A 12,957-nucleotide genomic window follows, 5' to 3' on the forward strand; every position below is an offset into this window, starting at 1 on the left:
TGACTAGATACCTAAAATAGCACGATCAAGCACTTTTCTGACAAATGGTGCACCTTGAGTAGAGCCTCCTCCAGCATTTTCTAAAACTACAGTAACAACAAATTGAGGTTTATCAAAAGGAGCAAAACCAGTAAATAAAGCATGGTCACGTAAATGTTCTTTTAACTCCTTAGCATTATATTCTCCATTCTCACCTAAGCCAAATACTTGCGCAGTACCAGATTTACCAGCACTGATATATTTTGCATCTTTAAACGAATGTCTAGCTGTCCCTTTTTCTCCATGATTTACTAGTCTCATTCCATTAGCTGCAATATTCCAATATTGCTCTTCTACTCCTGTCATTGTAGTATCAATTTCGATATTAGCTTGTTGAAAATCAAAATGATTGCTATGGTCAATGGTGGCCCGCAACAAATGAGGAGTCACCACTTTTCCATGATTAATCAATATTGAGGTTGCTTGAGAAATTTGTATTAAAGTTGCAGTCCAGTAACCTTGCCCAATACCAACAGGTATAGTATCTCCTTGATACCATGGTGTATGATAACGAGACATTTTCCACTCTCGAGTTGGCATATTGGCTTTGCTTTCTTCATAAATATCGATTCCGGTATATTTGCCAAAGCCAAACATCATCATCCATTGAGAAATGCGATCAATACCCATTCTGTAAGCCACTTGATAGAAGAATGTGTCCACTGATTCTTCAATAGCCTTAGAAACGTTGACTTTTCCATGTCCCCAACGTAACCAATCTCGAAATGGTTTTGTTTTTGAATTTGGAATACGCCAATAACCAGGATCGTTACGAGTAGTATTAGGTGTAATCACGCCTTCTTGTAATGCGGCGACCGACATAAATGGTTTGATTGTAGAAGCTGGGGGATAAATACTGAGCGTTGCTCGATTTACTAGTGGACGATTTTTATTGTTAAGTAGTGCGTTATATGTTTCGCTCGAAATGCCATGAACAAATGAATTTGGATCATAACTTGGACTTGAAACCATGGCTAGTATACTATTATCCTTGGGGTCCAATATTATGGCGGAGCCTCTACGTCCATTGAGTAGTTTGTAGACATATAATTGAAGGTCAATATCTAGGTTTAAAACAATATCTTTTCCTGGGATAGGAGGGACGTATTTTAAGGTGCGGATAATTCGTCCACGACTGTTCACTTCTACTTCTTGGTAACCTGGAGTTCCGTGCAGAAGATCCTCGTAATACCGTTCAATTCCAAGCTTTCCGATATCTTGTGTTGCTTGATAATTAGTCTCTTTCCCTTCGAGTACTAATTTTTTCATATCTTGATCATTGATCTGAGAAACATAACCGATGACATGAGTAAGTCCTTTACCATATGGATAGTAACGTTTCAGATAAGCGTTCACTGAAACTCCAGGGTATTTATGTTGATTAACAGAAAACTTTGCAACTTGTTTTGGATTTAATTGAGTGAGTAAAGGTATGGATTTAAATCGGCGAGTTTGGTAGCGTTCTTTTTCGAAGGCTTCAATATGTTTTGTGGTGATTTGGGGTATCATCTGTTGTTGTTTGGTTATGGTACACTCCATATCTTTAACTTTTTCTGGTACAATCTCTAAGTTGAAGATGGGACGATTTTCAGCAAGTAAATTGCCGTTTCGATCAAAAATCAAGCCTCGGTTTGGTGCGATAGGAAGGACTTTAATTCTGTTGCTGTTAGAACGTGTTTTATAATTTTGATGTTGATTGATCTGAATATCGTACAGATTTACGATTAATATGCCTGTCATAATAACAACAGAAACAAAGGCGATTAAAGCACGATTTTTGAACAAGCGCAACTCCGCTCCATAATCACGAATTTTATTAGGTTTATATGACATATAAGTTATCTCATTCAGATATCTGATTATTGTATTCAAACATTTCATGTACTGATACAAATCTTTCTTGTTGAGCTACTGGCATGGCTTAGCCTTTTTATATAAAAACTGGATTGAGTTTCAAAGTTGGTAACTTTTAAATTGATATTTTCACGTGATATTTGAGTTTTCTGTCGATAAACGTTCTTAACTGTTTCTTCGTTAATATTACGATTCTAATTTAAGGTTTTAACTTTCTGAATCATACATGATTTGCTATTTAATGAAAAAATATTTTTTTAAGCTTTTGAGTTGTTTGGGATTTTTCACTAATTTAGTTTTAAATAGCTTTTTTAGGTTATGAAATTATATATCTTTATGCACTGTTCTCTTGTAATTTTCTGAAGAGCATAGTTGCATGCTTAACTGATATAATAATGGCCAAGCTGATGTGTCGTCTCGTGTCTTAGCCAAAATTTCGCATTTGGTGAGTAGTTTTAATTGTTTTTTTAACGTAGTTGAAGAAAGTCTCGATAGTGTGGAAAAATAAGAGGATCGTTTCATTTTCCGTATTTGATGTTTATCAAAGAGTTGCAGGAAAGTTGAGGTGTTAAGTTCATATTTTATTTGAAGAAGTTTTAGTAGCTCTTTTTGTATAGTTCGAATAAGTGTAGTTACTTCCATACCCTCAACCCTTAATTGCTGAAGGATACGTTGTGCACGATTTGGTTTGTTTTCAAGTAGTGCATCAATCCAATGTAAAGAAGTAAAGTGATTATTACGGCTTAATGATTCTTTCACTCGAACAAGATTCAATTCACGGTCAGGATAAAGCAAATTGAGTTTTTCTAAGCTTTGTGACAGAGCTAATAGGTTGCCTTCGTACCATTGAGCTAGCACCTTCAGGGTTTCATAATCTGCCTTTAATCCAAGTTTTTGACATCTAGCTTGAACGAATTGAGGTAATTTTTTTGTGTCTGGCGCAAAACAATTTACGCAACAGCTCCTATTCTTAAACGCTTTTAGCCATTGTGTATTTAGTTTGCTGCTAATTATTATTAATATAATGTCATTGTGCAAGATTTCGATTAATGAGATCAGTTTTTGAGTCGAATATGGGTTTATTTTGATTTCAGAAACTTCCAGTTCAATGATTCGTTTAGATGAGAAGAGACTAAATGACTGAATGCAGTAATACAATTGATCCCAATTAACATCTGTATCAATATAGAAGTGACGTCGCTCACTAAATCCATGTTGTTTAGCTTTTTTATTGATTGCTTGACGAGCCTCTTGACGCAATAAAGGTTCATTGCCTAACAACAAGTAAATAGATTGCAATTGTTTGTTTAGTCGTTCAGGAAGTCTATCTGAAAATATGTCCATTAGCACTGAAGTTTTAATGTGATTTAATTTTTTTAAAATATTACATGAGAAATTTTCATAATGATTCCAAAGTTTTTTTCTTCTACTTACAATCTTAGACGTTCTATCTGCCCTATAATTTGTGTTGCAGCTAGTTTACGCATTTCGTTTTCTATCATGTTACGTTCTATAGATTTAGTTAAAGCAGCAAAAGGATTGTCTAGATAACTACGAGTTACGTTTGTAGAAAAAATTTTAGATTCCAGATTAAGAATCTTGATTTTGTATGTTACTGTCAAGGTTAATTCAATCTCAGCATGACGAGTATTTTGGTATAAAGATAAAGTTCTTCTATTGATTCTTTCATCAATTAAAGACAAGCTAGGCACATAGGATTCGGCTGGTACGATTTGTATTTTTCTAATACGCAATGCGTTTTTTACCATACGGGTGAGTGTGCTGTATTGATCATAACTAGTTAGAGATATTTTATTGAGTTCTTTTAGCGTAGAAAAATCCTCGCGTAGATGAAAACTGCAAGCAGAAAGGAAACTTGCAGTTAGAAAAAGATAAATAGGTCTTAATTTTCTAAAAATTGATGGCATTTAAAATTTTTAGGATATCTATTTTATCCTTCAACGTTGTATTTTGATATTGTTGCTTTAACTATTGATCAGTTTATCACAATGTTTATTAGTTTGTCTGGGATGTAAATTATTTTGTGGATTGTTTGACCGCTAATAAATTTGGTTACGTTCTTGTTATTCAAACTGAGTTCTTTTATTTGCTCTTGAGTTATGTTTCCAGGAATACAGAGTTTCGCTCTAAGCTTTCCATTTACTTGAATAACAATAGTTTTATTATTTGTAATGAGAGCCTTTGGATCAAATACTGGCCACAGTGCCGAATCGATATCTGATTCACCTAATACAGTCCATAATTTATAAGAAATATGAGGAGTAATTGGATAAAGCATGAGGATTATTGCTTTGAAACCTTCATCAAGGATTGCCCGATTTTGTGTATCGTTTTTAGGTGCTTTGGCTAGTTTGTTTGTTAATTCCATGATTGCTGCAATAGCAGTATTAAAGGTTTGACGGCGATTTATATCGTCACTAACTTTAGCAATAGTTTTATGAATATAGAAGCGCAGTTCCTTTTGATTTTCAGAAAGGGAAGAAATATTTAGTGTTTCAATCACTCCTTTTTTTGAGTGTTCCTGTACAAGTTTCCAAACTCGTTTTAAAAAACGATTAGCACCTTCAACTCCAGATTCTTTCCATTCGAGTGTCATCTCTGCTGGAGATGCAAACATCGTAAATAATCGAATAGTATCAGCACCATACTTGTCCACTATTGCTTGAGGATCTATACCATTTTTTTTCGATTTAGACATTTTGATCATACCTGCGTAATCAACCTGGCGACCTTGATTATCGAGAACTTTTTCGATTTGACCTTCATTGTCATATTTAGTTGTTACGTCAGTGGGAGCAATCCATTCTTTGTTTCCTTTTTCATCAATATGAAAAAATGCGTCACCTAATACCATACCTTGGCATAGTAGTTTTTTGAATGGTTCATTAGATTTTAGATAGCCTTCATCACGTAGTAATTTGTGGAAAAATCGAGAGTACAATAAATGCATGCAAGCATGTTCTATACCACCAACATACTGATCCACTGGTAGCCAGTAGTTGGCTTTTCCTGGATCTAAAATGTCTTCAGCTTTCGGTGAGCAATAACGAGCGTAATACCAAGATGATTCCATAAAAGTGTCAAAAGTATCAGTTTCACGCAGAGCAGGTTGATCATTTAACGTTGTTTTAACCCATTCAGGATTTGTTTTTATTGGATTGCCTCCGCTATTCATCATTACATTTTCAGGTAAAATGACTGGCAACTTCTCACTTGGTACTAAGTGAATTTCGCCATCTTCAGTGGTTACCATTGGAATTGGAGCTCCCCAGTAACGTTGACGAGAAATATTCCAATCACGTAGACGAAAATTAACAGTTTTTCTGCCTCTGCCTTTTGTTTCAAGTTTTTTTGAAATAGCGTTAAATGCATCTTGAAATTTAAGGCCATTGAACTCATCGGAATTGAACAAAATTCCTTTGTCCGTATATGCTTTTTTAGAAATATTTAGCTTACTTTTATCTTCTGGTTTGATTACTGGAATTATATCTAAACTGTACTTAGTCGCAAATGCATAGTCGCGTTGATCATGAGCAGGCACTGCCATGGCCACACCTGTTCCATAATCCATCATAATAAAATTAGTTATGTAAACAGGTAGTTCACGGTTATTCAATGGATGAGTAACAGTTAAGTTAGTTGCCATGCCTTTATTTTCAATACCGGCTATTCCTGTTTCAGTTATTTTAATATTGCGATGCTCATTAATGAATGTGGTTAATTTGGGGTTATTTTTTTTTATTTTTTCCACGATGGGATGATTTACAGAGATAAGCAAACAAGTCACGCCCATTATGGTGTCAGGACGAGTTGTATATGCTCTAAGTTGGATTTTACCTATCCTAAAAAAGACTTCAACCCCTTCAGAACGACCAATCCAGTTACGTTGCATAGCTTTAACCATGTTTGGCCAACCATCAAGGTGATCTAAGTCATCAAGCATTTCTTGCGCGTATTTGGTGATCTTAATGAACCATTGGGGAATTTTTCTTTGCACAATTTTAGAATCACAGCGCCAACAGCGTCCATTTTCTACTTGTTCGTTTGCTAAAACAGTTTGATCATTCGAACACCAATTTACATATGAGGTTTTTTTATAAACTAAACCTTTTTTGTACAATTGAGTAAAGAATTTCTGTTCCCACCGATAGTATTCAGGTGTGCATGTTGTAATTTCCCTATTCCAATCGTAGCTAAACCCTAGGCGTTTAAGCTGCTTTTTCATATGCTTAATATTTTCGTAAGTCCATAGTGCTGGTGCTGTATTGTTTTTGATAGCTGCATTTTCAGCTGGTAGACCAAATGCATCCCAACCAATTGGTTGCATCACATTTTTACCTTGCAAACGTTGAAAACGGGATATAGCATCACCGATTGTGTAGTTACGTACGTGACCCATATGTAATTTTCCACTTGGGTATGGAAACATTGATAAACAGTAGAACTTTTCTTTAGCTGAATCTTCAGTTACAACGAAGGTTTTATTATTTTCCCAGTGCTGCTGAACCTTTTGTTCTAAATCTTTATGGTCGTAGTTTTGCATCGATGAGATCCAGTTGTTATGGAATTGTAAAAGTTTGATTATAGGAAGAGACTAATCATTATAGGATACATAAAGTAATCAAATACAACAATAGCCAGTCCTATGTTGTACAATTTAGAGTCGAGAAATTAGATTAAGGTGTGCTTTTCGATTCTTTTAGTTATTTATTTGTAGTGATATGTTTTAGTTTTTTGAATAATCTATTTTTTTAAAAAAAAGGAGTAAGATGAAGACTGCCCATCCATATATAAGGATATGAACCTATGATTCTATAAGGTGTTTTGCCGTATGTTGGAATTAATTCTGCTCTCAATGCTTCTGTCTTAAACTGGCGGACTTGTTTAATAATTTTTCTTTTATGGTCTGTTGCACCATTATTGGTAGAATGAATCAATAGTTTACCCAATTCCTTGGCTCGCATTCGAGCAATTTCAATATGATGTAAGGGACCGATTGAATCTCCAAACCAAGCGTTATTGGAGAGCATAAGGATGAAATCTGTATTAATCAGTAACATTTCGTCTTACTTGTTCATTGAAAATAATTTCGTAGCAAAGCGTTGGAGCTATGTATTTTCCGTTTGCAAAGATATTTTTTGAACAAAATTGCCTTTTTAAAAGGATGACATTGGAAAATTAAAAAATGGTGATAGTGGCCTTAAAATATTTTCAAAGGGGATAAATTCACCAAATTGGATCAAATTATGCTTGTGATAGCGTTGAGTAAGATCGTAGCGGTATTAATCTAGTGTTTTACCGATAGCTAGTATACTACTGTAAAACTCGTTCTTCTCACTTTGTCTAATTATATCGCTGATAATTACACTGTTATTTTTTTACCAAGGAATCTAAATCATGAAGAAACGATTAGATCATAAATTCAGAAGTCGGTATAGCAGATTCTAGCCAAACAATTAAATCTGCATCCAAATTTTCTTTATTCAGAGTAGTATATTTTGTAATTGTTGACCAAAATTGACTGGGTAACCATTTGGTATTTTGATCTATGTTGCCTTGGATTAGTGCAACTTTTGTCTTTCTTTGTAAACTGAGAAGCAGCCAGTCTGCATTGTGCAAAATTGAACCAGCTGTAATTATTATCAATAGAATTAGTAGATAAATCCAAGTATTACGTAGAATAATAGTGTATGCTGTGGCCGTGGCACATAGCATAATCAGAAAAATGATGAGTTCTACACCACCTAGTGGAGCAAAATGATCCAACGGAGAGTAGTCGACCTGACTGCACTTAAGCTATAACCAGGGAAAACCTATTATTCCGTGTAACCAATCAAACACTAACTAAATCGATAGGATAGCCAAGAAAAAACGCAAATTTTGCAGAGCATTTATGAAGAAGCAAGAGCAAAAATAAAGGACCCAGAATAGCGATTGGCCAAATTTTGTATGGAGCAAAAGATAAGGTTGTTAACGAACCTAGGAAGAGCGCTATCAACAGCTTTAGTATGTAATGAATAAAATTATTGATCATTAATATCCATACATGCTTATAAATTCATGGAAATTTTAGTTATTCTTCAGTTTGTTTTACGAACTTTTCTACATCGGGAATCGTAACCTGTAATTGAACTATACGGCGATTATTAGCTGCTGTAACCTTAAAACTATAATTGTTAATTTTTATAACTTCACCACGAGATGGTAAATGTCCTAAAGCGGTCATAACCATACCGCCTATTGTATCAACTTCTTCATCATTAAAATTAGTGCTGAATACTTCGTTGAAAGTTTCAATAGTAGTTAACGCTTTTACAGAAAATGCACGTCTACTTAACTTACGTATATCTGCTTCATTGTCATTGTCGAATTCATCTTCGATTTCACCAACGATTTCTTCAAGTATATCTTCGATAGTGATTAGTCCAGAAACTCCACCAAACTCATCCACGACAATAGCCATATGATACCGTTCTTCACGAAACTCTTTAAGTAAACGATCAACTCGTTTACTTTCAGGAACAACGACAGCAGAACGTATGACCTCTTCTATACTGAAAGTTGTGTTTTCTGAAGCTAGGTATTTGAGCAAATCTTTTGCTAACAGAATTCCTTCAACATGATCCTTGTTTTCACTAATTACTGGATAGCGAGAGTGTTGAGCATCAGTAATTAAATTAATTAACAAATCCAAATTGTCATTCTTATCTACTGCAACTATTTGTGATCTCGGGATCATGATATCTCGAACTCGCATTTCCGAAATTTCTATTACACCTTCCAACATATCGCGTGTATCACGATCGATTACATTATTTCGTTCTGAATCACGAATGACATCCACCAGTTCTTGGCGATCTTTCGGTTTTCCTTGAAAAAATTGACCTAGCAGTTTGGAGAAGGATTTTCTATTTGAACTTTTAGATTTCTTTTTTTTTCCTTTAAAAGAAGAGAGGAAATTATCTTCGTTCATTTTTGACTCTAACTAGTAAGCAATGCTACCAGAAGTGTGATAGCTCACATATAAATTTTGCTATTTTTAGACGGTAAGTACTTATATTATTTCAAGGAAATAAGGGTCTTTATATCCCATATTTTGCATTATCTCTATTTCTAGAGATTCCATTTCATCAGCTTCGTTTTTTTCGATATGATCATAACCTAACAGATGTAAGCTGCCATGTATAATCATGTGCGCCCAATGTTCAATTAAGGGTTTATTTTGTTTAATTGCCTCTTGTTCGACTATTTGCCGACAAATAATTAGATCTCCGAGCAGATTCAGTTTCATATTAACAGGAGAAATAAATGGAAAAGACAATACATTGGTTGGTTTATTTTTTTTTCTGTATTTATAATTTAATTGCTGACTTTCCTTTTTATCTACAATACGAACAGTAACTTCAGCTTGTTTTTGAAACCTCATTAAAGAAAGTGTTAGCCAGCGATGAATATTTTTTTTTGAAGGAAGATTATTCTTATCTTTAGTAGAAAATTGTAGATTAAGCTTGATTGTCATTGCTCATTTAACTCTAATGTTACATCAATTATGTATATATAGTACGAAAATTTAAACTCAGAGAACAATTGCAGGAAGAAGATAAAGAGAATTTTTCGATTTTTGGATAAAATACACTTCTTCAATACATCTCAATTTTATTTTAGCAACATGCTACTGATGTTATAATTGTTCAGTATGAAATTTATCTAGGAGTTTATAAATTTCTGTTTTTTAAAGATTAGGTCTTATTTTATTTCAGTGCGAATGATTTGCCCACGAAGAGAATTTGCAAACACGTTAGTAATTTTGACATCAACAAATTTTCCAATCAATTCCGGAGAACCTTCGAAGTTTACAATGCGATTATTTTCAGTACGGGAACGTAACTCCATCAAATTTTTTTTTGATGGTCCTTCTACTAATACACGTTGTTCTGTATGAAGCATTAAGCGAGAATAGCGCATTGCTTGAATGTTAATAGTTTGTTGTAGTTCGTACAGACGTTTTTTTTTAACTTGTTCAGGTACATTGCATGAATAATTTGCGGCTGGTGTTCCAGGTCGAGGTGAAAAAATAAAGCTAAAACTCATGTCAAAATTAACATCTTTAATAAACTCTATTGTTTCCTGAAAATCTTTATCTGATTCGCCCGGAAAACCGACAATAAAATCTGAACTAATTTGGATATTTGGACGTACTTGACGTAACTTCCGAACAATAGATTTGTATTCGAGAATAGTGTGTGGACGATTCATCATTGTTAGAATTTTATCGCTACCACTTTGTACTGGTAGGTGTAGAAAATCCACTAATTCAGGTATATCGTCATAAACGGCAATGATATCATCGGTAAATTCTACTGGATGACTAGTTGTAAAACGAATACGATCAATACCATCTACAGAAGCAACTAAATATAGTAATTCAGCAAATGAGCAAATGCTATTATTATACGTTTTTCCCCGGTAAGCATTAACATTTTGTCCTAATAGATTTACTTCACGTACTCCTTGCTCAGCTAATCGGACTATTTCAAAGAGTATATCATCTATTGGGCGACTAACCTCTTCGCCACGTGTGTAAGGTACCACGCAGTAAGTACAGTATTTTGAGCATCCTTCCATAATAGAGATAAACGCTGTAGTACCTTCTGCACGTGCTGGAGGAAGATGATCAAATTTCTCAATTTCAGGAAATGAAATATCTATAATGGATACCTTATTTTCTTGAAATTGTGAGATCATTTCAGGTAAGCGATGTAATGTTTGTGGTCCGAAGATAATATCAACAAATGGAGAGCGTTTTCGAATATAATCACCTTCTTGTGTTGCGACGCAGCCACCAACACAGATAATAACCTCTGTTTTCTTATTTTTTAGCGTTTTCCACCGACCTAATTGGTGAAAAACTTTTTCTTGAGCCTTTTCACGGATTGAGCAGGTATTTAGCAGGAGGACGTTTGCTTCTTCTGGATTTTCCGTCAACTTGTAACCTTGAGTTACGTACAGAAGATCAGATATTTTCGATGAATCATACTCGTTCATCTGACAACCCCATGTTTTTATTAGTAGTTTTTTATTCATTTTGTTTCCATTTTTTTCTTCTTTCTCATTTATGAAGAACTATGTTCATGTTATAATCCCCATAATTTGACACCGGATTGTACTTTTTTCAATAGTTCCTGGCCAATTTTTCTCATGTTAGTACGATGCTGAAAGTTTAGTTGAGACTATGAAACTACGTTTTAGATTATGAACTTGTCCAGTAGAAGTGCCAGTTATTATAACTAAGAATTTTATAATGAAAAATTATGATGTTGCTGTCATTGGAAGAGGAATGGTCGGATCTGCAGTTGCTCTGGGATTTGTTAAGCAGGGAAGGCGAGTAGCTATAGTTGAAAACGATTCCTTAAGTAATTTTTCTCCTAGTCAGCCAATAGATATTCGGGTTTCTGCTATTTCACAATGTTCAGTGCATTTACTTGATCGGCTTGGAGCTTGGAGTTCAATTACAAAAATGAGAGTATGTCCTTATCGTCGTCTAGAAACGTGGTGTTTTCCAGAGTGTCGTATTCATTTTGATAGTAAAGCTGTGGGCTTGTCTCAGCTTGGCTATATCATTGAAAATCGTGTGATTCAGTTAGGGTTGATAAGCCAATTTTCTAAATATTTAAATTTAGTTGTTTATTCAGATGAACTAAAAGGTATACAATTTAAGGAAGATCGTAACATATTATTTTTAAAATCTGGTGAAAAATTTTCGGCTATGTGGGTGATCGGCGCCGATGGTAAGCATTCTCGAGTCAGGCAGTTAGCTAATATTGGAATTACAGCTTGGGACTATCGTCAGCATTGCATATCAATTGGTGTAAACACTGATTTGCCACAGCAAGATATTGCTTGGCAACACTTTACTCCAACTGGTCCTCGTTCATTTTTGCCGTTATGCGGAAATCAAGGTTCCCTAGTTTGGTATGACTCACCAGAGCGAATCAAACAGCTTTGTGCTATGAATTCAAAACAGTTACGTTCTGAAATCTTATGCCATTTCCCTAAGGAGCTAGGAGATATTAAAGTGTTGCAAAAAGGAGCATTTTCTCTAACAAGGCGGCATGCTCAAAAGTATTCAAATAAAAGGTGTGTTTTGGTTGGAGATTCCGCTCATACAATAAATCCTTTAGCAGGGCAGGGAGTGAACATTAGTTTTAAAGATGTAGTTGCTTTGTTAGAGGTAACATCTGGAGTCGAAATTTTATCTAATGATTTATTAGTTCAGTACGAGCTTAGGCGTCGTCCCGATAATTTATTAATGCAAACTGGAATTGATTTACTTTATAAAGGATTTAGCAATGATTTCCTTCCGTTAAAACTTGCACGAAATGTAATGTTCAAGTTAGTTGACAGTTCTGAAATCATCAAACGAAAAGTATTAAAATATGCTTTGGGTTTATAAGCTGAAAAAACCAAAGGATAAAAAACTAGAAATGTTGCTTTCTTGTAGTGTTATCTGTGTTATTTAGTTATACGAAAAATAGGAGTTTTGCTAGCAATCACAGAACCGGATAGTTTACTCAACTCTTTGACGTCCTCCATATTAGAGATAACGACAGGAGTTACAGTTGATTTTGCTTTTTTTTCTAGAAGTGGTAAATCGAGTTCAATGATGAGATCACCGATTTTAACGGATTGCCCTTCTATGGCAATTCGTTTAAATCCTTCTCCTCTCAGTTCAACCGTATCAATACCGAAATGAACGAATAATTCAAAACCATCATTAGATTTTATAGAAAAAGCATGGTTGGTGTCGAAGATTTTACCGATAGTACCATTGACAGGAGCTAGCATTTTATTACTAACTGGTTTGATAGCCACGCCATCACCAACAATTTTTTCAGCAAAGACAACATCTGGTACATCTTCTATGTTTATAATCTCCCCAGAAATTGGTGCAATAATTTCCGATGTATCTACGTTGATGTTACCACTAGACACTAATTTTTTAATTTTTTCAAAAAAAACCATTATCTCATACTCCCAGCTTTA

General features: G+C 34.6%; 8 protein-coding genes and 2 pseudogenes. 1 reads left to right on the forward strand and 9 read right to left on the reverse strand.

Annotated elements, in window-relative coordinates; all coding sequences use genetic code 11:
• Positions 1 to 3: 3 nt before the first annotated feature.
• The 8 genes and pseudogenes from mrdA to miaB form a co-directional block, all read right to left on the reverse strand.
• The gene (gene mrdA / locus CF67_RS00255; protein ID WP_034412911.1) at positions 4 to 1,872 is read right to left on the reverse strand and encodes a penicillin-binding protein 2; all 1,869 of its coding nucleotides are present in this window, start codon (positions 1,870 to 1,872) and stop codon (positions 4 to 6) included.
• Between the two features lie 345 nt (positions 1,873 to 2,217).
• Positions 2,218 to 3,237, reverse strand: coding sequence for a DNA polymerase III subunit delta (gene holA / locus CF67_RS00260; protein WP_034412912.1), 1,020 nt, complete (start codon positions 3,235 to 3,237; stop codon positions 2,218 to 2,220).
• Positions 3,238 to 3,323: 86 nt separating this feature from the next.
• On the reverse strand, positions 3,324 to 3,821 hold the full coding sequence (locus CF67_RS00265) for an LPS-assembly lipoprotein LptE (protein ID WP_052538003.1): 498 nt from the start codon (positions 3,819 to 3,821) through the stop codon (positions 3,324 to 3,326).
• A 68-nt stretch (positions 3,822 to 3,889) separates the two neighbouring features.
• Positions 3,890 to 6,457: a leucine--tRNA ligase gene (gene leuS / locus CF67_RS00270; RefSeq protein WP_034412913.1), complete on the reverse strand. Its 2,568-nt coding sequence runs from the start codon at positions 6,455 to 6,457 to the stop codon at positions 3,890 to 3,892.
• A gap of 208 nt (positions 6,458 to 6,665) precedes the next feature.
• Positions 6,666 to 7,948 (reverse strand): annotated as a pseudogene (gene lnt / locus CF67_RS00275) (apolipoprotein N-acyltransferase).
• Positions 7,949 to 7,987: 39 nt separating this feature from the next.
• Positions 7,988 to 8,887, reverse strand: a complete 900-nt coding sequence (gene corC / locus CF67_RS00280) for a CNNM family magnesium/cobalt transport protein CorC (RefSeq protein WP_034412915.1) — start codon at positions 8,885 to 8,887, stop codon at positions 7,988 to 7,990.
• Positions 8,888 to 8,968: 81 nt separating this feature from the next.
• Positions 8,969 to 9,433, reverse strand: coding sequence for an rRNA maturation RNase YbeY (gene ybeY, locus CF67_RS00285; protein WP_034412917.1), 465 nt, complete (start codon positions 9,431 to 9,433; stop codon positions 8,969 to 8,971).
• 236 nt (positions 9,434 to 9,669) lie between these two features.
• Positions 9,670 to 10,998: pseudogene (gene miaB, locus CF67_RS00290) on the reverse strand (tRNA (N6-isopentenyl adenosine(37)-C2)-methylthiotransferase MiaB); the annotation flags it as partial.
• 217 nt (positions 10,999 to 11,215) lie between these two features.
• Between miaB and CF67_RS00295 the strand changes: the two are divergent.
• Complete coding sequence (locus CF67_RS00295) at positions 11,216 to 12,367, forward strand: 2-octaprenyl-3-methyl-6-methoxy-1,4-benzoquinol hydroxylase (RefSeq protein WP_034412919.1); 1,152 nt, start codon at positions 11,216 to 11,218, stop codon at positions 12,365 to 12,367.
• A 59-nt stretch (positions 12,368 to 12,426) separates the two neighbouring features.
• Here CF67_RS00295 and crr read toward each other — a convergent pair whose 3' ends face one another.
• Positions 12,427 to 12,936, reverse strand: coding sequence for a PTS glucose transporter subunit IIA (gene crr, locus CF67_RS00300; RefSeq protein WP_034412921.1), 510 nt, complete (start codon positions 12,934 to 12,936; stop codon positions 12,427 to 12,429).
• Between the last annotated feature and the right edge of the window lie 21 nt (positions 12,937 to 12,957).

Source organism: Candidatus Photodesmus blepharonis (assembly GCF_000731795.2).
In the GTDB taxonomy this organism is placed as follows: Bacteria; Pseudomonadota; Gammaproteobacteria; order Enterobacterales; family Vibrionaceae; genus Vibrio; species Vibrio blepharonis.

Bases quoted from the DNA above. Each gene is read 5' to 3' on its own strand.
- mrdA (WP_034412911.1), bottom strand. From the start codon at position 1,872: ATGTCATATAAACCTAATAAAATTCGTGATTATGGAGCGGAGTTGCGC.
- holA (WP_034412912.1), bottom strand. From the start codon at position 3,237: ATGGACATATTTTCAGATAGACTTCCTGAACGACTAAACAAACAATTG.
- CF67_RS00265 (WP_052538003.1), bottom strand. From the start codon at position 3,821: ATGCCATCAATTTTTAGAAAATTAAGACCTATTTATCTTTTTCTAACT.
- leuS (WP_034412913.1), bottom strand. From the start codon at position 6,457: ATGCAAAACTACGACCATAAAGATTTAGAACAAAAGGTTCAGCAGCAC.
- corC (WP_034412915.1), bottom strand. From the start codon at position 8,887: ATGAACGAAGATAATTTCCTCTCTTCTTTTAAAGGAAAAAAAAAGAAA.
- ybeY (WP_034412917.1), bottom strand. From the start codon at position 9,433: ATGACAATCAAGCTTAATCTACAATTTTCTACTAAAGATAAGAATAAT.
- CF67_RS00295 (WP_034412919.1), top strand. From the start codon at position 11,216: ATGAAAAATTATGATGTTGCTGTCATTGGAAGAGGAATGGTCGGATCT.
- crr (WP_034412921.1), bottom strand. From the start codon at position 12,936: ATGGTTTTTTTTGAAAAAATTAAAAAATTAGTGTCTAGTGGTAACATC.